The organism is Tunicatimonas pelagia, assembly GCF_030506325.1.
Lineage (GTDB): Bacteria > Bacteroidota > Bacteroidia > Cytophagales > Cyclobacteriaceae > Tunicatimonas > Tunicatimonas pelagia.
In genome coordinates, this window is sequence record NZ_CP120683.1 from 4,063,319 (window position 1) to 4,084,497 (window position 21,179).

26 protein-coding genes are annotated in these 21,179 nt (G+C 42.9%); 14 read left to right on the forward strand and 12 right to left on the reverse strand.

What is annotated here, in order from left to right:
• Positions 1-5: 5 nt before the first annotated feature.
• Positions 6-476: a 30S ribosome-binding factor RbfA gene (gene rbfA, locus P0M28_RS17440; protein ID WP_367281871.1), complete on the reverse strand. Its 471-nt coding sequence runs from the start codon at positions 474-476 to the stop codon at positions 6-8.
• Positions 442-948 carry a GNAT family N-acetyltransferase gene (locus P0M28_RS17445; protein ID WP_302203851.1) on the reverse strand — a complete coding sequence of 169 codons (507 nt, stop codon included), beginning with the start codon at positions 946-948 and terminating at the stop codon, positions 442-444. Before P0M28_RS17445 ends, rbfA begins: the two co-directional genes overlap by 35 nt.
• 151 nt (positions 949-1,099) lie before the next feature.
• Between P0M28_RS17445 and P0M28_RS17450 the strand changes: the two genes are divergently transcribed.
• Positions 1,100-2,527 carry a hypothetical protein gene (locus tag P0M28_RS17450; RefSeq protein WP_302203853.1) on the forward strand — a complete coding sequence of 476 codons (1,428 nt, stop codon included), beginning with the start codon at positions 1,100-1,102 and terminating at the stop codon, positions 2,525-2,527.
• On the opposite strand, the gene tatC is transcribed toward P0M28_RS17450, so the two are convergent.
• A complete protein-coding gene (gene tatC / locus P0M28_RS17455) occupies positions 2,524-3,429 on the reverse strand; it encodes a twin-arginine translocase subunit TatC (protein WP_367281872.1) in 906 nt (301 codons plus the stop codon). The two genes, P0M28_RS17450 and tatC, sit on opposite strands and share 4 nt — an antisense overlap.
• Positions 3,430-3,435: 6 nt before the next feature.
• A complete protein-coding gene (glyA, locus tag P0M28_RS17460; RefSeq protein ID WP_302203854.1) occupies positions 3,436-4,737 on the reverse strand; it encodes a serine hydroxymethyltransferase in 1,302 nt (433 codons plus the stop codon).
• 320 nt (positions 4,738-5,057) lie between these two features.
• Here glyA and P0M28_RS17465 point away from each other — a divergent pair, with 320 nt between their 5' ends.
• The 3 genes from P0M28_RS17465 (at position 5,058) to hemH (ending at position 7,600) form a co-directional block, all read left to right on the forward strand.
• Positions 5,058-5,222, forward strand: a complete 165-nt coding sequence (locus P0M28_RS17465; RefSeq protein ID WP_302203856.1) for a hypothetical protein — start codon at positions 5,058-5,060, stop codon at positions 5,220-5,222.
• A 120-nt stretch (positions 5,223-5,342) separates the two neighbouring features.
• Positions 5,343-6,425 (forward strand): prephenate dehydratase, encoded by a 1,083-nt coding sequence (pheA, locus tag P0M28_RS17470; protein ID WP_302203858.1) that lies wholly within the window; start codon positions 5,343-5,345, stop codon positions 6,423-6,425.
• 59 nt (positions 6,426-6,484) lie between these two features.
• Positions 6,485-7,600, forward strand: a complete 1,116-nt coding sequence (gene hemH, locus P0M28_RS17475; RefSeq protein WP_302203860.1) for a ferrochelatase — start codon at positions 6,485-6,487, stop codon at positions 7,598-7,600.
• A gap of 13 nt (positions 7,601-7,613) precedes the next feature.
• Here hemH and P0M28_RS17480 read toward each other — a convergent pair whose 3' ends face one another.
• Both P0M28_RS17480 and P0M28_RS17485 read right to left on the reverse strand, forming a co-directional pair.
• Entirely contained in the window at positions 7,614-9,146 is a 1,533-nt protein-coding gene (locus P0M28_RS17480) for a glycosyltransferase family 39 protein (protein ID WP_302203862.1), read from the reverse strand.
• Entirely contained in the window at positions 9,143-9,559 is a 417-nt protein-coding gene (locus P0M28_RS17485; protein WP_302203863.1) for a GtrA family protein, read from the reverse strand. Before P0M28_RS17485 ends, P0M28_RS17480 begins: the two co-directional genes overlap by 4 nt.
• Positions 9,560-9,674: 115 nt before the next feature.
• Here P0M28_RS17485 and P0M28_RS17490 point away from each other — a divergent pair, with 115 nt between their 5' ends.
• Positions 9,675-9,980 carry a DUF4286 family protein gene (locus P0M28_RS17490; RefSeq protein ID WP_302203864.1) on the forward strand — a complete coding sequence of 102 codons (306 nt, stop codon included), beginning with the start codon at positions 9,675-9,677 and terminating at the stop codon, positions 9,978-9,980.
• A gap of 326 nt (positions 9,981-10,306) precedes the next feature.
• Entirely contained in the window at positions 10,307-11,146 is an 840-nt protein-coding gene (locus tag P0M28_RS17495) for a metallophosphoesterase (protein ID WP_302203866.1), read from the forward strand.
• Between the two features lie 58 nt (positions 11,147-11,204).
• Here the strand turns inward: P0M28_RS17495 and P0M28_RS17500 are convergent, their stop codons facing one another.
• The 5 genes from P0M28_RS17500 to P0M28_RS17520 form a co-directional block, all read right to left on the reverse strand.
• On the reverse strand, positions 11,205-11,681 hold the full coding sequence (locus P0M28_RS17500) for a GNAT family N-acetyltransferase (RefSeq protein WP_302203867.1): 477 nt from the start codon (positions 11,679-11,681) through the stop codon (positions 11,205-11,207).
• Positions 11,682-11,758: 77 nt separating this feature from the next.
• Positions 11,759-12,283, reverse strand: coding sequence for a hypothetical protein (locus P0M28_RS17505; RefSeq protein ID WP_302203868.1), 525 nt, complete (start codon positions 12,281-12,283; stop codon positions 11,759-11,761).
• Between the two features lie 28 nt (positions 12,284-12,311).
• Positions 12,312-12,632 (reverse strand): DUF2442 domain-containing protein, encoded by a 321-nt coding sequence (locus P0M28_RS17510; RefSeq protein ID WP_302203870.1) that lies wholly within the window; start codon positions 12,630-12,632, stop codon positions 12,312-12,314.
• On the reverse strand, positions 12,616-12,852 hold the full coding sequence (locus P0M28_RS17515; protein ID WP_302203872.1) for a DUF4160 domain-containing protein: 237 nt from the start codon (positions 12,850-12,852) through the stop codon (positions 12,616-12,618). The genes P0M28_RS17510 and P0M28_RS17515 overlap by 17 nt, the downstream gene beginning before the upstream one ends.
• A gap of 86 nt (positions 12,853-12,938) precedes the next feature.
• Complete coding sequence (locus tag P0M28_RS17520) at positions 12,939-15,077, reverse strand: prolyl oligopeptidase family serine peptidase (protein ID WP_302203874.1); 2,139 nt, start codon at positions 15,075-15,077, stop codon at positions 12,939-12,941.
• A gap of 144 nt (positions 15,078-15,221) precedes the next feature.
• On the opposite strand from P0M28_RS17520, the gene P0M28_RS17525 reads away from it, so the two are divergent.
• Positions 15,222-15,827, forward strand: a complete 606-nt coding sequence (locus P0M28_RS17525) for a hypothetical protein (protein WP_302203875.1) — start codon at positions 15,222-15,224, stop codon at positions 15,825-15,827.
• Between the two features lie 20 nt (positions 15,828-15,847).
• Here the strand turns inward: P0M28_RS17525 and P0M28_RS17530 are convergent, their stop codons facing one another.
• A complete protein-coding gene (locus P0M28_RS17530) occupies positions 15,848-17,140 on the reverse strand; it encodes an N-acetylmuramoyl-L-alanine amidase (protein ID WP_302203876.1) in 1,293 nt (430 codons plus the stop codon).
• A 167-nt stretch (positions 17,141-17,307) separates the two neighbouring features.
• Between P0M28_RS17530 and P0M28_RS17535 the strand changes: the two genes are divergently transcribed.
• The 7 genes from P0M28_RS17535 to P0M28_RS17565 all read left to right on the forward strand — a co-directional run bounded on the left by P0M28_RS17535 (position 17,308) and on the right by P0M28_RS17565 (position 21,156).
• Positions 17,308-17,694: a carboxypeptidase regulatory-like domain-containing protein gene (locus P0M28_RS17535; RefSeq protein ID WP_302203877.1), complete on the forward strand. Its 387-nt coding sequence runs from the start codon at positions 17,308-17,310 to the stop codon at positions 17,692-17,694.
• Positions 17,694-18,125, forward strand: coding sequence for an acyl-CoA thioesterase (locus tag P0M28_RS17540; RefSeq protein ID WP_302203878.1), 432 nt, complete (start codon positions 17,694-17,696; stop codon positions 18,123-18,125). Before P0M28_RS17535 ends, P0M28_RS17540 begins: the two co-directional genes overlap by 1 nt.
• On the forward strand, positions 18,106-18,573 hold the full coding sequence (locus P0M28_RS17545) for an LEA type 2 family protein (RefSeq protein ID WP_302203879.1): 468 nt from the start codon (positions 18,106-18,108) through the stop codon (positions 18,571-18,573). Before P0M28_RS17540 ends, P0M28_RS17545 begins: the two co-directional genes overlap by 20 nt.
• A gap of 254 nt (positions 18,574-18,827) precedes the next feature.
• Positions 18,828-19,268 (forward strand): hypothetical protein, encoded by a 441-nt coding sequence (locus P0M28_RS17550; protein ID WP_302203880.1) that lies wholly within the window; start codon positions 18,828-18,830, stop codon positions 19,266-19,268.
• Positions 19,269-19,312: 44 nt separating this feature from the next.
• On the forward strand, positions 19,313-19,906 hold the full coding sequence (locus P0M28_RS17555; protein WP_302203881.1) for a Crp/Fnr family transcriptional regulator: 594 nt from the start codon (positions 19,313-19,315) through the stop codon (positions 19,904-19,906).
• 61 nt (positions 19,907-19,967) lie between these two features.
• Entirely contained in the window at positions 19,968-20,414 is a 447-nt protein-coding gene (locus P0M28_RS17560; protein ID WP_302203883.1) for a DMT family transporter, read from the forward strand.
• 13 nt (positions 20,415-20,427) lie between these two features.
• A complete protein-coding gene (locus P0M28_RS17565) occupies positions 20,428-21,156 on the forward strand; it encodes a GNAT family N-acetyltransferase (RefSeq protein WP_302203885.1) in 729 nt (242 codons plus the stop codon).
• Positions 21,157-21,179 lie beyond the last annotated feature (23 nt).

The window sequence follows — 21,179 nt, forward strand, 5'->3', positions numbered from 1 at the left end:
ACTATTCATTGTTCATCATTTTCTTCAGCCGGAGGAATGTCCAGTTCAGAAATAATTTTATCCATGCGGGCGGCGTAATCGGCACTATCGTCTAAGAAAAAATGTAACTCAGGCACTACTCGGGCTACTTTGCCAATGCGGTTGCCGAGTAAACGGCGTATTTCACCCTTTCGGTACTGAATGGTATCCATTAGCTGCTCCTTGCGCTTGCTCAGCATAAAGCTGAGATAGATTTTAGCCACTCCTAAGTCGGGGCTTATCAGCACCCGTGATACCGTTACAAAATCAGTTGTACCTAAAATGGATGAGCCATTGCGCTGAAAAATTTCGCTTAGCTCTTTTTGTAATAGCGACGAAAACTGTCGCTGTCGTTTGCTTTCTTTCATATCGTTTCCCTCAATCTTGGTAGCACCGAAATTCGGCACTCGTTGTACATAATTTTCACTGGTCTGAATACAGTAAAAACTCTGTTTCACTATTATTTGGTTTCACCGTTCCAGTTTCCCGCAGACCAATCTTGGTTAGCAACGCTCTCGACCGACTATTGGTATCGGTAGTAATTGCTAAAATTGGGCGTAGCTTCAGTACCGTTCTCCCGTAGTGCATCAAAGCCTTCGCTGCTTCTAATGTGTAGCCTTGCCCTTCACACTCCGGAAGAATAGCGAATCCAATATCAGCACTTTCTAGATAGTCGCGCTTTACAAATCCGCAAACGCCGATAGGTACGTTACTGCTTTTAAGCATCATCTTAAATAGGCCGTAACCATGTTCCCGATAAGAATCAATGAAGTTATCTTCAATGTAACTTTGGGCATCTTCTTCAGATCGTATCCCTCTATCGCCAATGTGCTTCAGCCAGTTGGCACTGTTTAGCAATCGGTAAAAAAAGTTGGTGTCATCTACCGTAGCTTGCTTAATTACCAGCCGATTGGTTTCCAATATTCTCATAACTTGCTGGTACTACTAGGCAAACATACCATCGTTGTAACTTAATTCACATAAATCTAGGTAAAAAAGTACACAACGTTGCGGATGCAAGAGCGGATTGTTTCTTTTGCACTGGCATCGTACTTACTTTTCATCGCTTAAACAAACCATATTGCTTACCTTTTTCCGAGTTAACGATCCGTATCGGATTCCCCTATTACTGGTACTTCTATTACTCGTACGGTTGCCTCTTTTTTTCAGTGGCGACTACCTTACGCTACCCGAGCTTAACTGGATGTTGGTAGGAGAGAACTTGGCGGATGGTGACCAATTGTACACCCAGCTTTGGGAGAATGTTGGCCCCCTCTCGGCATTAATCTACCGGTTGGTTGACTTGGTTTTTTCCCGTAGTCAGGTGGCTTACGTAATTTTGGCCGCCTTACTCATTACGTATCAGTGCCTGATTTTTAACGATTTTCTGCTCAACAAAAAAGCGTTTCATGAGAACACCTATATTCCGGCACTGATCTACGCCCTCATTACTTGCTTATCGTTTGATTTCTACACCCTCTCTCCGGTACTGCTTTCGCTCACGTGGGTGCTATTGGCCTTACGTAATATATTCTACCGCATTGAAAGTCAATCTCGCGATGTACGCATTCTGAGCACCGGTATATTTATTGGGTTAGCGGTACTTTGTTATCTACCTAGCGTTATTTACCTAGCTTCCTCGTTACTGGCTTATTTATTTTTTGCGAACCTTTCGTTGCGTCGCTTTTTTATGTTGCTCTACGGCTTCGCTCTGCCTTTGCTTATTGCATTCACCTATTTCTTTTTATTTGAGGCTTCTAATGGTTTTACTCAGCAGTACTTACTTTCTTTCCGCACCATTGCACGCGACACTTATATCGGAGATTGGCGACTGCTTATTATTGGTATCACCCCTTTAATTTTTCTTCTTATCTCGGTATACCGATTAGGCCAGTACAAGCGATATACCAACCAGCAAAACAAGCTACAAGGAATTATGGGCATAAAAATAGTGGCTGCGCTAGCAACGTTACTACTGGTGCGGCAGTTGGCTCCGTATCACCTTTTGTACTTTGTGCCTCCGGTAGCGTTTTTTATTACTCACTTTTTGCTCATCATTCGCCGAATACTTATTGCTGAGTTAGTCACCGCCGGATTGGCGTTTCTTCTGGTTTTTAATGGTTACGCTTTACTGTTCAATTTCTTCTCTCTTCAGCAGGTAACCCATAGCAATCGGCTGATGGTGCAACCTACGGCTTACGATGAGTTGGTAGCGGGAAAAAAAATCTTGATGTTAGGGCATCAGATGGATGTGTACCAAAAAGCGCGTTTAGCTACCCCATACCTCAATTGGTCGCTAGCCTCCCAGCAGTTAGCCAGTTTAGATGATTTTAAGAATGTATCATTTGTGTACGATGCGTTCCGAAATGATATGCCCGAACTTATTATCGATGAATCGGGATTGATGCCCCGCGTCTTTGAACGAATTCCGGCAATAGCCAATGCTTACCAAAAATTACCTGGTCAGCCAGTCTATCGAAAAATTAGTGGAGATCAACCTTCGCCTTAGTTGTTTAAGGCTTCTTCTGCCTCTTTTTTGCGTAGCACCCACTTAGAAATCAAAATACTGGCCTGATATAGTAAGATAAGCGGAAAAGTAACTAGCAACTGCGTTACCGGATCAGGCGGAGTTACCAACGCTGAAATAATTAGAATAACCACGATGGCATGACGACGGTAGGTAATCAGCGCTGAGGGAGTGATGATACCGGCCTTACTCAGAAAATATACCACAATTGGCAACTGAAACAGTAGGCCACAAGCTAATACCAGCGTAATTAGAATACCAACGTAAGAGGTAATATCAAATTCATTTAAAATGCTGGGGTCTACCTGATAGTTACCTAAAAAGTTGACTGAAATGGGGGTTACTACAAAATAGCCAAACAGCACTCCTATTAGAAAAAGCGTACTTACAAAGAATACAGCTCCCCGACTCAACTTTCGTTCTTGTTCGTACAATCCGGGACTGATGAACCGCCATATTTCAAAAAATACGTAAGGGAAAGAAGCAATTAGCCCAATAACCGCTGAGGAGTAGATGTGCATCGTAAACTGTCCGGTCATTTTCCGGCTCTGAATGATAAACGGCATTTCTTCTAGGCAAAAAGCATCAGAGCCTACCAGATTACCAATCTTACAAAACTGACGGAACGTCCAGAAATCTGGTTCCGTTGGTCCTAAAATCAAAAAGCCCCACACAAACTCTTTAGCCGCAAAGGCCGCCACGGCAAAAACCATAATTGCGGCCATAGAGCGGATAATGTGCCAACGGAGTTCCTCCAAATGATCCAAAAAAGACATTTGCTTCTCCTCGGTGGGAGGAGCTGAGTATTTCTCGACAATCTGATCTTTAGGAGTACTCAGCCCGTTCTCTCTTGGCTCTAACTGATTTCCGGTTTGCTCTTCCACTATCGTTTATAACTTCTCCAAACTACTGTATAAAGGATACTCGGCCATCATTTGGTTCACTGACTGCCGTACTTGATGCAGCCTACCTTCGTCATCTTGATGTGTTATCGCTTCATCAATCAGTTCCACGATACGCTTCATTTCTTCTTCGCCCATACCCCGGGTAGTTACTGCCGCACTCCCTACCCGAATACCGGAAGTCACAAATGGTGACTTATCATCGAAAGGAACCATGTTCTTATTTACTGTGATGTCAGCTTCGCCTAGAACTTTTTCAGCTACTTTTCCGGTAATCTCTTTAGAACGTAGATCGATAAGCATTTCGTGGTTATCAGTTCCTCCGGAAATAATGTAATAGCCCCGTTCCATAAATTCCTGAGCCATCACTTGAGCATTAGCAATTACTTGCTGAGTATACGTTAAAAATTCGTCTGACAATGCCTCTTTAAAAGCGATTGCTTTAGCGGCGATTACGTGCTCTAATGGCCCACCCTGCGTACCCGGAAACACTCCCATATCTACCAATGCCGACATTGGGCGTACCGAGCCTTTCGCCGTAGTTACACCAAAGGGGTTATCAAAGTCCTGCCCCATCATAATTAAACCACCCCGTGGGCCACGCAAGGTTTTATGCGTAGTAGTAGTCACAAAGTGACAATGGGGCAGCGGGTCGTTTAGCAGCCCTTTGGCAATAAGGGCGGAAGGATGAGAAATATCAGCCAGTAGCAAAGCGTCTACGCTATCAGCAATGGCTCGCAATCGCTGGTAATCCCAATCACGACTGTAAGCTGAAGCTCCGCAGATAAGCAGTTTGGGTCGCTCTTGCTGGGCGGTGGCCTCTACTTTATCGTAGTCAATATATCCGGCGGGTACGTTGCCATCTTCCTTTTCCACTCCGTAGAATGAGGGCTGGTACAGTTTACCCGAAAAATTAACCGGTGAGCCGTGGGTTAAATGACCACCGTGCGACAGGTCAAAGCCCAGAATTTTGTCGCCGGGTTGCAATACAGCCAGCATAACTGCTGCATTGGCTTGTGCTCCCGAGTGGGGTTGCACGTTAGCCCAAGTAGCACCAAACAGTTCTTTAGCCCGATCAATAGCCAATTGCTCAACTTTATCTACTACTTCACAACCACCGTAGTAACGTTTTCCCGGTAAGCCTTCGGCGTATTTATTGGTGAGTACGCTACCCATCGCTTCCATTACTTGAGGGGAAGTAAAGTTTTCGGAAGCAATTAATTCAATGCCGCGTTCCTGACGCTCTAGCTCTTGCTGAATAAGTGTAAATATCTCGTAATCCCGTTGCATATCGAATAGTAATAAATGGCACCAAAAGTACTCGAAGTCCTCCACAATCACAATGAAGCAGACATATTCCTATGTCACTTAAATTCCCATTTTAGGAATCATTCTCTCTTCGGGACAAAATTCGCGATGCACACTTCAAAGAGGGTCAGAGAAAAATGGTTTTTTGCAATCGGATGATTTTTTCATAGTATGTTGATTATCATAGATTTAACTATTATGACGGCAGAAATTAATATCCATAATAAATAATTAATATGAATATTTTTATTTAAAGAATAGAGTTTGCTACTTAGAACAGTGTAATCAAAACTTACATTGAGATGAAAAAAAATAGTGATCTTTTTGACCAAATACGAGTCTTGTCTAAGAACTTACTTAAAGTAAGCGAGTTATCTGACCAAAATGTTAGAACAGCTAAACAACTACTAGCTAGTTACGACCTACAGTCAATGGATAGCCCTTTGGTTTCCTCCAACTTTCAATAATCTTACTTTTTCTACCGTATCAAAAGTTGCTAGTCTATTCTCTTGCCTATTCTCTCTAACTGATTAAAGACTTTTCCGCAAAAAATTTTCTAATTTGCTGGTTCCAACCCACCCAAACCTATGGAATCAGATAAACTTAGCGAATACCGCCAACGTATTGACCAACTTGATAGTCAACTTCTAGCCCTACTTAACGAACGGATGGAGGTAGTTAAGCAAGTTGGTGAGCTTAAGCGATCTAACAATAGTATTATCTACCGCCCCGAACGGGAAAAAGCCATTCTAGACCGTCTGAAAGGCCGGAATACTGGACTGTTACCCGAAACGGCCATTGATGCGATCTTTCTCGAGATATTTGCCGTAAGCCGTAATATTGAACTGCCAGAGCGGATTGCCTACCTGGGGCCTAACGGTAGTTTTACCCATCAGGCTGCCGAAAGCAGGTTTGGAGCCATGAGCGAGTATATGCCCGTGAGCAGCATTCGGGCAGTGTTTAAATCGGTGGCTGCCGAAATCACTCGCTTTGGAGTAGTACCTGTAGAAAATAACCAACAAGGTTTAGTACCCGAAACCGCCGATTGTTTAGCAGAGTATAATGTGCAAATTGTGGCTGAGCTGCCAATGGATGTACACTTTGCTTTTGTCAGTCGGGCTAATAAGTTGTCTGAGGTTCGCAAAATTTATTCCAAGGATATTGCCTTTCGTCAGTGTAGCAAGTTTATTGATGAGGTAGTAAACGACAGTACAGTAGAGTTGATTCCGGTAGAGTCTACCTCTAAAGCAGCCCGGTTAGCCGAGCAGGAGGCTGATAGTGCCGCAATTTGCTCTCGTATTGCCGCACAAGAGTATCAGGTACCTATTTTGTTTGAGAATGTAGAAACCTCAGGTGACAATCAAACCCGCTTTTTTATCATCAGTAAGTTATTTGCCAATCAGCCCAGCGGATCGGATAAAACATCGGTACTGGTGAAGTTACCGCACTCGGATGAACCCGGTATTTTAGCTGATTTTTTGCAGGCGTTCAACCAAGCCAATATTAACCTAACCAAAATTGAAAGCCGCCCCGCCAAACGAGGCAAAACGTTTACGTACTGGTTTTTTATTGATTTTGAAGGCCACTGGCTAGATGAAAATATCCAGCATATTGTAAACCAGTACAAAGAAGAAATAAAGTGGCTCGGTAGCTACGTACGGTTAATATAAGCTGAACAATCTAAACGCTCTTGGCGTTTGAAGGTAGACCCTATTGAACCTTCATATTTATGAATAAGAGTAACAGCAAAATCGGAGTATTACTAGTCAACCTAGGTACGCCGGATAGCCCAAAAACGGGCGATGTGCGTCGCTACCTGCGCGAATTTTTAATGGACAAGCGAGTAGTAGATTATCCGCTGATTCCTCGGTGGATGCTGGTTAATCTGATTATTGCTCCGTTCCGTGCTCCCAAATCTGCCAAAGAATATCGTAAGCTGTGGGAAGACCGCGGGTCGCCGCTCAAATTTTATGGGGAAGATGTGCGTGATCTGCTGCAAGAATCTCTAAGTGATGAGTACATTGTAAAACTGGCCATGCGCTATCAAAGCCCCAGTATTCAGCAAGGGTTAGACGAGTTACAGAAAGCAAATGTTCGCCACATCATTTGTATTCCACTATTTCCGCAGTACGCTTCAGCTACTTCTGGCTCGGTCATCGACAAAGTGATGGAGGTCGTCAAAACCTGGCAGATTATTCCATCAGTTAATTTTGTTAGTCACTTTCCCGATCATCCGTTATTTATTGAGGCTCACCTAGAGCGTGCCCGCGAACAGTTGGATAAGCAAGAGTTTGAGCACGTTCTCTTCAGCTACCACGGAATACCCGTTAGCCAAATTAAGAAAGGATCGCAAGATAATTACTGTAAGGTGGGTGACTGCTGCAATAGCTTTCACAAGAAAAATCAGTTTTGCTACCGAGCGCAGTGCTTCCAAACCTCTCGGGTACTCGCTGAGAAGTTGAATATTCCGCCCGAGAAATATACCGTTTCTTTCCAATCACGTTTAGGGCCGGTACCCTGGATTCGTCCGTACACGGATGAGGTTTTAGAAGAGTTAGCCGAAAAAGGTATTAAGAAGGTATTGGCATTCTCCCCCGCCTTTGTGGCTGATTGCCTGGAAACTACTTTAGAAGTAGGCGAAGAATATAAAGACGATTTTCTGGAAGCGGGAGGCGAAGTATGGCAATTGGTAGAAAGTCTTAATGACCACCCTAAATGGATTGCCTGCTTGAAAGATTTAGTACTGCAAAATACTGCCGATGGGCGTAATGCTCAGGCTACCGCAAGTCAGATGGAAACAAATTTTGAGAATGAAGTAGCTCCTTCAGTTAACCAGGTATCCTAGCTGCTTTCTTTTGTTATTCTGAGGAAGAAGTTGATTCTACCCGGTAAATTACCCAATCGTCTAGTTTAATAGATTTATTAAAATAGTTACGTACCCGGTCTACTAAGCTCATTGATGCGGTGGTTTGGTAGCTGAGTTCAGGAAACAAAGGGGAGAGTTGCTCGGGAGTATCCGAAATATCACGCCCTCGCTTGTGCATAATTACTACGTAGTTGGGAAATTGCTCGGGTGGTAAGTTACGCAAGCTATCTTGCATTAGATTGATATCATCACCTTTATTGAAATCATACACCGGAACCTCTTTTTCTAAATAGAACAGCGGGGCGGGTTTGAGAACTTCTCGGTGCAGGTCTACCAACATAATAGCCTGAACATCCCCTTGTTCAGCCAAATAACGCATCCCTTCAATTCTGGCCTGTTTGTTATAATAACTAGAGTATATTACTACCATAATTAAGTTAACAATCCAGAAGAAAACCCAGCTTCCCCGCCGAAAAGCCTGGTACTGTTGCCACTTTGGACTGTTAGCTAGAAACTGTTTCCAGCCTAAATACCCGAAAACGAGAAGGTGGGGTATGATGGTAAATATAAATCGCTCTTGCTTATTAGGAAAAATGGAGTGAAATAGCAGAAAGATGAAAACTCCTAACCAAACCGGAAAATGTATTTTATAGCTACTGAAAAAGCCGAACAGGAGAAAAAAGCTAACAGGCGGAATAAACACACCAAGCAAGATTAGTAAATATGTATACCACGGCTCAGAAAAATAGGAAGTGGAATTGATTATGTTGTAGTCTATGTAATACCATACCTTACCGAAAGGAACACCAGTAGCTAACCAATCGCCTACTCCGTGTAGCAAAATGATAGGCACGAGCGTACTAAGTGCTAGAATAACGGTGATTCGCCATTGCCTAGTAAATAGATAACCTAACCCTACCCCTCCTGCAAAAAATAAGGTCTGATAGCGGAAGGAAAAACATATTCCAAATAAAATACCTACCCAAAATAGTATAGAAGACAACTTTTCTTTCCGCTCATACTGTATTAACCAGTACGAGGCTATCATCAATAGAGGAATAGGCACTGCCTCCACTAAATTTCTGACTGAAATTTGAGGAAGCATCCAAAAAGTGGCGAGTAGTAACCCCACAAAGTTAGCATGATTTTGAGTAGCGAGCAGCTTTGTCAGACGGTAACCATACACAACAACTAGTAAAGAAAAGATCGCGTGTAATAGTCTGCTTACCAGCATTTTAACCATAGGGTTATCAATCCCGATAGTTTCTAGGCTTAGAAATAATACATAGTGCAATCCAGGATACAATAAACTCCGCCCACTGGTATTTTCTTCGTAATTATCAACAATCCAGTTATTAGAATCTTGTCCTTGTACCCAACCTTGAGCGGGCTTTATTACTAAAAAGTGATCGTCTTCGTAGCCATAGCCACCAGCAAAGATTACAGCAATCAGCCGAACGATTATAGCTGAGCATATAATCACCAACCAAGGTTTCTCTTCCCAGAGCAGTAATAAATGATTCATGCGGAATACGTAAAAGTGTAGTAGTAGTTTGCTAAGAAATTCCAAATTACCACTATGGCGATGGATATTCCTTTAGAGAAGTAGAAGTTGAGTTGCCCTCGGCCAGCTAGGTAATAAACTATGATGTGATTAAAGGCTAGGCCCACGGTTGATATAACTAAAAACTTACTGTACTGCTGAAAAATGGCTGGATCAGTGCTGGCAAAAGTCCAGTACCGATTGAGCGCAAAATTGCTCGAAGCAGCTAGGGCAAACCCTATCCCGTTGGCTAGGTATTTATTTATTTCTACTCGTTCCTTGAGTAGATAAGTCGCCGCAAAGTCCACGATCAATCCACTTGCGCCAACCAGGCCAAATTTAATAAACTTGAAAAATAAAGCCTCACTAATTAGCTCAGAGGGAATCTCTACCATTAGGGTGTAAAGTAAATTTTTATGCAGCAAAGAAAAATATTATCAACTCATATTCAAAAGCTTATTGTAATATAAATAAGCAGGGTTTGACCATATTCTTTTGTAATTTCACTGTATGATTCTATACAATGTAACCGTTAATGTTGAGCAAGCGATTGAGAAAGAATGGCTCCAGTGGATGCAAAATGAGCATATGCTGGATGTTATCAACACCGGATTATTCCAGACAGCTAAGGTTTTTCGTCTCCTAAACGTAGAGCAATCCGAAGGTACTAGCACCTACGCGGTTCAGTACTTCGCCAAGAGCAGAGAAGACTACCAAACCTACGAACGCGACCATGCCGATGCCCTGCGCCAAGAGTCAACTCTTCGTTTCGGTAACCGCACTGTGGCTTTCCGCACCTTGATGGAGGAAGTTTGAATCAATTAACAATGTACAATGTACAGTGAACAATTGATAATGGATAGTTGAAAGTTGATAAGGATTGATGAGTGAGCACTAAGACAACAACATATTATATCTTCCCCCCCGCGTCGCGTAGGCTTTTTCAAAGGGGGATAGGGGGATTTCCAGTATTTATATTCCCTATTCATCTAAGTAGCTATCGTCAATTTTGTTTTGTCCTACTGTTTTATGGTTCTAGTAGCTAATCGTTCAACTACTCTTTCATACTTTCATTCAATAATTCACTCGCTCTGGCGTTCAAGTATTCGTTCGATCACTAGTTAAAGGGCGAATAGTAAACCATGAAAAGACGTCAGTTTATTCAAGGAGTATCCGGGCTTGCCGGGTTGAGTGCATTAGCGGGGCTTTATACCTGGCAAATTGAGCCATTTTGGCTAGAATTTGTGAAAAAGAAAATGCCTATCCGAAATCTTCCTAATGATTTGGTAGGTAAAACGTTAATGCAAGTCAGCGATATTCACGTTGGTAATCGGTTTGACTGGCAATTTCTCATAGATTCTTTCCAAAAAGCGCAGAAGCTAAATCCTGATTTTGTCGTGTACACTGGCGACTACGTTAGCTACGAAAATGAGCAGCAAGTAGATCAATTACAAAAAGTGCTCAAACACGCCCTCACCGGAACCATCGGAACGTTTGGCGTACTAGGCAACCACGACTACGGTGATTTTTGGGCTGAAGATAATGTGGCAGATGCTATTACTGATGTTTTACAGCAAGCAGGTATCACAGTACTCAGAAATGAACAACGTATTGTCGATGGTTTGAATTTTATCGGCCTGGATGATTTTTGGGGCACGAATTTTCAACCCGACCGAGTGATGGCAAAGCACGACCAGCAACAAGCCAGTGTAGTACTTTGTCATAACCCGGATGTCTGCGATTTAGATATCTGGAACGGCTACCAGGGCTGGATCCTATCGGGACATACCCACGGCGGGCAGTGCAAACCACCCTTTTTACCTCCACCCATGTTGCCCGTAAAGAACCGAGAATATACGGCGGGTGAAATTGACTTGAACGACGGTAGAACGCTCTACATCAATCGGGCGTTAGGTCACCTTTGGCAAGTTCGGTTCAACGTAAGACCGGAGATTACGGTTTTTGAGCTGAGTAAAACCTGACCGAAATACTGGCAGGATTTACATTAGGAATCAATTATACATTACTAACTGTTCACTGTTAATTGTATTTCTGAATTTGATCTTTTACCAGTCGACAAGTTAACCATTCCGATAGCACCGAGGCTCCTAAGGATTTGTAGAACTCGATAGCGGGAGTGTTCCAGTCCAATACCTGCCAAACCACTCGTCGGGCATCCTCATCTTTGGCTTTCTGAATAATCCGGTCAAGCAGTTGCTTACCGATACCCTGCCCTCGGTAGGCTTCGGTAACGATGAGGTCTTCCAAATAAATACATTTTCCTTTCCAGGTAGAGTAGCTGTAGAAATACAGAGCTAGCCCGACTATCTTGTCTTGCTCAGTATCTTCTGCAACAAAGAAGTCAAAGACAGGCTTTTCGCCGAAGCCGTCTTGCTCTAGTTCTTCTAGGGTGATTTCTACCTCCTGTGGCTCCCGCTCAAATTCAGCTAGTTCTTTAATAAGTTGGAGGACGTGGGGTAAATCTTCTTTCATTCCGTCGCGTAGGTGAATAGGCATAGGTTTCTTAGTTGAAAATTAAGAATGGATAGTTGATAGCTGATTCCGGGGTTGACAATAATAGCTTAAAAGAATTTCTATTCGCTTTCGGCTTTAGTGTAATCGTCAATTTCGCTATTGATCTGGATACTAGTACTGCTGACAATATTTCCTTGTAGTACCTGCTGAATTTTCTTCATTTTCCCCATCACCTTGCTTTTGCTATCGTCACTTAACAGATGAACATCTTCGTCATTAAAGCGAATGTAGCCGTTGTACTCGATGCCGTATTTAGTCATAGTTGATACTCTTGAGTTTACCGCCTGCGTATAGGGATTCTCATTAATGTACATTCCAGTGATCGCATCAAAATGTTTTTTCTCTCCTTGCTTAAACCCGCTAATCCAAAGATAGTCGTGGTATGTCTGCTTCACTAAATTGATCGTTAGCCGATAGCGAGCCGTAAATGTAGTGAAACCTGCCCAGATAAGCAGTAACCCTAGCCACCCCCACGGCCTAAAGTCTAGAATCAAAACTAGACCTAGAAAGAGTAACCCACCACCAAAGATCATCGCACCAAATGGAAAGTAGTAAGCAGTGGTGATATTGATTCGGGATTTCATCTCACGGTAGAGGACATATAAAGATAGTTCAAGCAACTAGAGGTTTGTCCATATGAGCTAGTTCATATTTCAGAAACCCGCGCAGACTCAAATCTTCGTCAATTTCTGACCAGAAAATACCAATACCATCGTTTTCAAAATTGAGCAATTGTTCTTCAGTAGCATTTGATAACCTCTCGAAATCTGATAATGGCCGTTTTAAGATTTTCTTATTATTCAATAACACTACGATCAAATCTAAGCTCTGATCAAACCATACCTGCTTTATCCGCAGACCTTCTTCAAATATCAGCTGATCTAGAGGATCATTGGCTCGTTTATTAGCAATTTTATTATCTGAAGTACTCATACCATGCTTCTGTTAATTGTTGCTGATGTTCGGCTATTGTTCGTTTAATCTGCTTCCGCTCCTGTTGGGTAAAGCCATAGGCATATTCTTCCTTTAGTTCTGGTTCTAACCACCACTTGCCACGCTCTCCTCCCTTTTTTATATGAATATGACATGGTTCATTACCTTCATCAGAATAAAAGAAGAATCTGAAACCATTTATTAATAATACGGTTGGCACAGTTATAAAGATAAAAATAATGTCTGCTCAAAGCAGGTTGCTATTATCGACTTTCCTCTGCATTCTAAAAAAGTCATAAAGCAGGCTCACCGCACATGCTCTGGCATTACGTTCATATTGTAGTAGGTGAAGGCATATTTATCGGCCCACTCCTCAATTTGTTTGGAAGTGGGTTTGCCCGCTCCGTGACCGGCTTTGGTTTCAATGCGGATGAGTACGGGTTTTTCTCCGGCGTGCTTTTCTTGCAGGGTAGCCGCAAACTTGAAGGAGTGGGCGGGTACTACGCGGTCGTCGTGGTCGGCGGTAGTTACCAGCGTGGCAGGGTAGGTGGTGCCTTCTTCAATATTGTGCAGAGGTGAGTAAGCGTGTAAGTACTCAAACATCGCTTGGCTGCTGTCGGCAATGCCGTAGTCGGGAGCCCAACCGGCTCCGGCGGTAAACTGGTGGTAACGGAGCATGTCCATTACGCCTACCGCGGGCAATGCCACCTGGCATAAATCAGGGCGTTGAGTCATAGTAGCTCCCACGAGCAGACCACCGTTCGAGCCTCCGGCAATCGCTAGTTTTTCGGTAGAGGTATAGTTATTCGCTTTCAGGTATTCGGCAGCGGCGATGAAATCATCAAATACGTTTTGCTTGTTCATCTGCATTCCCGCTTCGTGCCAGGCTTCACCGTATTCGCCCCCACCGCGCAGGTTGGGCATGGCAAACACTCCGCCATTATCTAACCAGTACTGGCGCACTACGCTAAAGCTGGGTGTTAGGCTGATATTGAATCCGCCGTAGGCGTAAAGATACGTAGGATTCTGTCCGTCCATTTCCATTCCTTTACGGTGGACGATAAACATCGGCACTTTGGTACCATCTTTACTCTCGTAAAATACCTGCTTGGTCTCAAAGTCTTCCGGATTAATATCTAGCTCAGGTTGCTTAAACACCGTAGAAGTACCGGAAGCCACGTCGTAAGAGAATATTGTGGTGGGGTACGTAAAGGAGGTGAAGGCGTAAAATAGCGTCTCCTGATCGGCTTCCCCATCGAAACCACCGGCGGTACCAATGGTGGGTAACTCAACCACTCGCTCAAATGCTCCCTGCAAGTCGTACTGTTCAATGCGGGTAGCGGCATCTTTCAAATAATTAGCAAACAGCTTACCGCCCGCAAAGGAAACTCCTCGCAAAACGTAATCTTTCTCCGGCAACACATCCTCCCAGTTTTCGGGTGTAGGCTGAGTCGCGTCTACCTTCACCAATCGTTGGTTGGGTGCATCCAGGTTGGTGAGAATGTATAACGTACTGCCTTCGCTGTATACCACTGAATGATTATTTTCAAAATTCTGAACAACTGGAATAATTTCACTGTCAGGTTGGCGTAAATCTTTAATGTATAATTCCCGCCCGGTGGTACCCATCGCAGCGGTAATTGCGAGAAAATTCTGATCTTTAGTTACTGTACTACCTACGTAGCGACGGGGAGTTTGCTCGCCACCAAAAACCAGCTCATCTTCACTTTGGGGACTGCCTAGTTTATGATAAAATAGCTTATGGTTCATATTGATCCCTGAAAGATCGCTACCCTCTTTGGGTTTATCGTAGCTGCTGTAGTAGAATCCTTCGTTGTCTTTCCAGGCAATACGGCTGAACTTCACATCCTGCAACGTATCCTCCACAATTTCCTGCGAAGCAGCATCCATTACTAATACCTTCCGCCAGTCGGAACCCGACTCGGAAATGGCGTAGGCGATCATTGAGCCATCTTTCGTAAAACTAGCCGTCGCTAGCGAGACCGTTCCGTCTGACGAAAACTGATTGGGGTCAAGGAATACGTCCGGCTCAGCTTCCAGGTCATCTTGTACGTACATCACGCTCTGGTTCTGTAACCCATCGTTTTTAAAGTAGTAATAGCGGTCACCTCGCTTAAAGGGCGTACCGTACTTTTCGTAGTTCCACAACTCAGTCAGTCGCTCTTCAATCGCCGTGCGATACGGAATATTTTCTAAGTATCCCTGGGTTACCACATTTTGGGCGTTTACCCACTGGGCAGTTTCTTCCGAACGGTCATCCTCTAGCCATCGATAAGGGTCAGCTACTTCTACCCCAAAGTATTCATCGGTATGGTCTATGGTTTGGGTAGGAGGGTAGTCTATATTCATAGTGTTAGAAGACTCTTCGGCAGTAGTGCAGGCTACGACCGCGATTGTTAGTGCTGAGAAAAATAATTGTTTCATAGTAAATGAATAACTGCCGGTTGATAAGTTAGTTGTATCTTTGAAAATAGTGTTACAGCGCAGTGCGTTTTAACTTTGTATCGTGCTAATAGCCTCAAAGTTAAGAACGATAATACTGTAATACTTAGTACTAACTGATTTCTTATGTCTTTTTTTGATAGAATTACTGAAAAACTATTTCCTACGAAGGGTGGCTTAGCTACCCAGGTACGGGAAGTAATGCACCGTAGCGAAAAAGACCGGAAGGCTTATAAGCAATGGAAAGAAAGTGAGGATAAAAATAAGCTTCTTCAGGAGGTTGCTCAAGCGTACTATTATAAAAAGACCAACATCCGCTCAGAAATTGATGTGCATATTCTCAATATGCCTACCGCTAATGGCTTTGCTATTACCTACCATCCTCAGATTAAAGAAAAGCACTTTCAGTATTTACTTGAGTATCTGAAAGATCGTGTGATGTTACTTGGATACCGATTAGTGAATAAAGATCGACGTATTATTGAAAAACCTAACTACGTAGAAACCACCGAACATTACTACTTAAAGCCACCAATAACGGCAGAAAGTATGGAAAAGATGCCAATTGACCAGCAATTTGGCAATGTCTCTCTCTCGCAAGTGTTTATTGATAACCGACCTAGTTTTCTGAAGGTACTCGTTAGTTTCTACTCCGACCGTTTGTATCAGGATGCCCTACATTTTGATGACTTCGTAAGTCACCTATTTGCTGCCGAAGATCACGACAACTAACACCTGCTGAATCCTATCATCTACTCTATTAGAATCTTCCGAGTCAAAACTTCCTGCGAAGTAGTAACGCGCAGAATATAACTTCCTGTTGGAATAATCTGTGTTTGGATGGTAAACTGGCTAGCATCTTCACTAACCACCGGAAGTGATAGAGTTCTTCCCTGTAGATCGATAATGTCTAAATATGCCGTCGAGTCCGGTTGAGGAAGCGACACCGTTAAGGTACCGTCGTTGGGAACCGGATAAATATTAAACACCTGCGGCTCTTCCTGGCAGTCTTTAGCAATTTGCTCTTCGGTGTTTAGTCGGATGGATTCCAGGCGGGCGTATAAATTTTCGCCAGGACATTCGGTAGCACAACCATTGCGGTGACCAGCAATTACCCCCAAATTGTTATTGGCAGGATGGGAATTTGTAGCCATAGGGTCTAGCCCCTCTTTGTCTAACTTCCAACTAGTTACTCGCTCAATAGTAGCTAATGCTGTATCCGTTGGAATAGCTGTGTTATAGTTACCTAGCAGGCAAACTCCCATGGTGCCCGAATTACGACCACAAAAATGGGCTCCCCGAATGTTATCACTTTCTACGTTCTGCTCTCCGGCACTGCGCCCTTCAAATAAAGTACCGTCAGGAGCTACCAAGAAGTTGTACCCAATATCTGACCAGCCTCGGTCTTGGGTGTGGAATAAGTAGATATTCCGCACTACGTTTTCATAATCCGTTAGTGAGTTGAAAGTAGCCGAATGGTGGATAATCACGTGGTTGACTTGGGTGATAGCTCGCTGGTAGCTGGGCGCAGGTAGTCCCGTTCGCCACTCCTCTTGGGTAATTAGTGCTGGCTTTTCGCACCGTACATCATCTTCAGCAGTTTGTTCCCGACGCAAGGCGGGCTGAGGTACTTGACTAGCTTGAGCATTAAAAAGTGAGATTACAATACTATCTTGCAGTTGTCCGGTATACAGCAAAAACTCCCGAATGGGCTGATCCCAGACCAACAAAGTGCTCAGGCTGTGAGGCAGATTTGCAGTTTCGTGCTCTTCAACTGATACCCGAAAAGTGTCCTGATTAACTATCACATAGGTATCAGCCCAGTCAGTTCCGGGCGTAGCCCGAAAGGCTAAACTAGTAAACGAAGCAGCAGCTTGAACTTGATACGTGGCTTCTTGCTCAACCGAAGCAGCGTACTGGCGATAGTATTTTGTTGCAGCCTTTGTCTCGGTTATGGAAAGTTTTGGGTAGCTTTGCGCCCACAGTAACGATGGAAGTAACCATAACCCAATGAGGCATGTTAATATGTAAGGTTGTCTATTCATCTGACGAATGTTCAGAGTTTGAAGGTTTTGAGTTATCACGATAACGGTACTTAAGGCAAAAACTCAGAACTCAAAACTCTTGAATCGTAACACTATTTACACTACGAACCATTTTACGTACCAAACGATTATTTATGTTGAACTGTTTCCTACTAAATTTTCAAGCCATGCTAAAGAAAACGTTAGTTTTGACTGTTATTGTTATTATGAGTTGTCAGAGTATTCCTTCAGCCAGTGTTCCTGATGCCGATAGCTCGCCTATTCAACTACTCAAAACATCCCTACAAGTAACGGTTCGTAATAATATTGGTAACGTTGTAGAAGGTGCTGAAGTACAATTGTTTACTAGCAAGGAGGACTATCAGAAGGAGACTAATCCGGTAGGAGAGGTTGCTTACACCGACGATAAAGGACGGGTAAAGTTTATTGGGATTGAGCCTCGTACTTACTTTCTCAATGTAGAGAAGGGTGAATTAAATAATTACGGAGCCGGTATTAAAACCGATTCGTTGGTAGCCAAGCGAATGAACAAAGTAACTATCATTGTCGAGTAATGATTTCGCTAGACGACATCAATAAATACCGCTTTCGCTACGTTATTCAGGTACGTTACTCGGATATGGATATGCTTGGTCACGCTAACAATGCAGTGTATCTCACGTATCTGGAAGCAGCTCGAATTGCTTATTTTCGAGAAGTAAATAGGACAGGTTCGGAAGAAATTGCCCTAGTGTTGGCTCATGCTGATATGAACTTTAAAATTCCGCTAACACCGGACATACATCCAGTAGTGCGGATGCGGACTACGCGCTTGGGTAACAGCAGTATGACTATTGACAATATCATTACTGATGAAGAAGAGGAGCGATTGTTCTTCACTGCTTCAACAGTAATGGTTGCAATTGACCCAAAAACAGGACGTCCGGTACCCATTCCGGTAGATGAGAAGCAAAAAGTAATTGACTATGAACCAGCTTTGGATTAGGTGGTTAGTAATTGCCGGATTAAGCCTATTGTTGGCATCCTGCACCAAACCTGAAGCCCCCGATTTTAAAGGAATAAAAAACCTAAAGGTAAACGTACAAGGTTTGAATAATGCCCAAATTAACGGGGATGCTATATTCTTTAATCCTAACGACCGTCAGATTACTCTTAAGCAAGTAGATGTAGAGGTTTCCGTGGAAGGGCAAAAGGTGAAAGACATCTCTCGCGAGTATGATATTACGGCGGAGCCCAATAGTGACGTATCTGTCCCCATTGACGTTACGCTGTCGTTGGAAGATCTGAATATGAACCTACTCAGCACCGCGATGAGTATGCTCAATGGTGCCGAGAAAAAGATTCGCTACAAGGGAAAAGCCCGGGTAAAAATGTACGGCGTCTCTTTCAATGTACCCTTCGACTACGAGGACGACGTGAATATCGCTCTCTAAGAGAATTTCCTCAGAATATTATCAGCCAGGCCAAACGATATCTCAACTAAATGGCTCGCAGGTAAAGAGTTACTTTTAGAAATACACGAAACGCTGGAGAAGAAATACAACTTCTACTTGGTAATTTTTATAACTAATCTGACCGAGCTACCTCACAGTGGCAAAAATTCCTTTTTCTATCAGAATATAATAATTTGGGAACGTGAATTTACGGAAGAGCTTATTTTCAGTCAGCAAGTAGCTAAAATATAAATATGACCAGCAATCTATCACTCACTTGGTTTATAAAATACGGGTTACCTGTCGCAGTTTTCTTACTAATAGCGTTGAGTATTCAAGCTGGCCCAGTGACGCATCGCCCAGAATACGATTTATTGATCTTAGTTGGTATCGGTTGCAGCATTATTCTATTCTGGATGACCTATCAGGATCATGTAGCAAAAATTAGATTAGGCTCTCAGACCATTACTATCATTCACCAAGGTGGGGAAGAGTCAATAGCTTGGTCAGAGATAGAAAGTTTACATCAACTACTATTTCTCGATATTCCTGTTTATGAACTAAAGGTCAAAAATAGAGCAGGATATTATCTATTTACTACTCAGCCTCACTATATACACTTTGGGTTTGGCGCGCGGGATTTATCAGGCATGGGTGCTCTCATCAGAAATAAGAAAAAAGAATGGAATTTTTAAAACTTAGTTTGTGTGTAAGTACCTGCTCTTGATAATTCTTGTTAATGCCCCGTTCCTCCAAAAACTACCATCGTCAGTTTTATACCTACCTTAATTCATACGCTCCAGTCAGCCCGCCTTCCTTTGATAAAATACGTCCCTTGCTAAGAGTTAGAAGAGTAGAAGAAAAAGAATATTTGCTACAGATTGGCGAAATTGCGAAGACCCGCTATTTTATCTGCGAAGGCATTATAGTATCAGAATACATTAATGCTAAAGGGAATGTGCATATCAAAAATTTTTTTACCGAGGGTAATCTAGCAGCTTCCACAGTCTCCTTGTTGCAGACCTCTCCTTCCGCTTTTGCCCTCCAGTCGTTAACAGAGGGGGTGGTACTTGCCTTTAATCATGAAGAATATATGCGACTCGTGTACGAAAACAATGATCTGAAAGATTTCTACTTAGCTTATCTGGAGCAGAGCTGGGTCATCAAAAATGAGCAACGGCAAATTGCTTTTGCTACTCAGACAGCAACTGAACGTTACCAAACCTTTCTGAAAGAATATCCTACTCTGGATACCAACGTGCCTCAGTTATACATTGCCTCTTACTTAGGCATCACGCCTACCCAACTGAGCCGTATTCGAAAAAATCTATAAAAATAGAGTGCTATCAACATATGTAAATGCAAAAGCACATTAGCATGGCTAGCTTTGTCCCATGAATACGATTTTTTTATTTGCTTTGGCGTTTGTGGGTGGCGTATTCTTAGCAGTACAAGGTGGATTAAACGCCCAACTAGGAGTACTTCTCAAAAACCCACTGCTGGCGTCGTTGGTCGTCTTTTTTACTAGTGCTTGCTATGCGCTATTAGTCGTAGCGGTTAGTGTTAAAGATGTACCGACTTTACCCCAACTAAGGCAGATTCCCTATCACCTATGGTTTACGGGAGGGTTGTGCAGTGTTTTGGGTATTGGACTATACTATTACACCATTCCCAAGTTGGGTATCTCCACCATGATCTCCCTTGGTTTATGTGGCCAACTTATTTTCTCAGTCATTGCGGGGCATTTCGGATGGTTTAACCTTCCTGTACAGCCGGTAGATTACCAGAAAACTATCGGTGTCATTGCTATGATTGTAGGTATTATATTAATCAATCGGTAACTCAGAAAGAAATATGGATATTATAAGGGAAAATATAGACAACCTGACATCTTTATGGATGACAGTGGGAAAAGAGATGGGGGCTTACCGCTCAGAATCTCATTTTAACTATAGCTATCTTCATTACTCAGAATGGCCTAATAAGTTATGGTTTCACACTGATGTTACTGAAGAAAATGTACTGGCTGCAAGAGAACAAATACAGTCTCTATCAAATCTACTCGGAATCTCCTATTGGGATATTTATGGTAGTAACTCTTATGAATTATTAGAGATCGGTGGGTTCAAAAAAGCATCAGAGCAAATAGGAATGTACTTAGCATTGAGTGATCTGCTGAAAGTGGACACTTTCCTGCATTTGGAAGAAGTAAAGAGTAAAGATAGTGCATTGCTATGGGAAGATGTATTTTTAAGAGGGTTTGACTATAAAATCAGCCATCGGCTTCTGCTACCTGATTATGAAAGCACTCACTTCTTCATAGCTTACCAAGAGCAAGTTCCAGTAGGCACCGCTGTACTACACGCAAAGAATAATCAAGTGATGGGCGTACATAGTATGAGTATCCTTCCTGAGATGCGAAGGCAAGGGTACGCCGAACAAATAATGCGAATTTTACTAAATAAATCGATTTCTCAAGGCTACACTTGGGTAACCCTTCAGGCTTCTGCTATGGGAAAGGGGCTATACGAAAAGCTAGGGTTTAAAGAGCAGTTTATTATGAAGAATTACATCTTGAAATAGAAAGAGAAACTTAAAAGGAATGC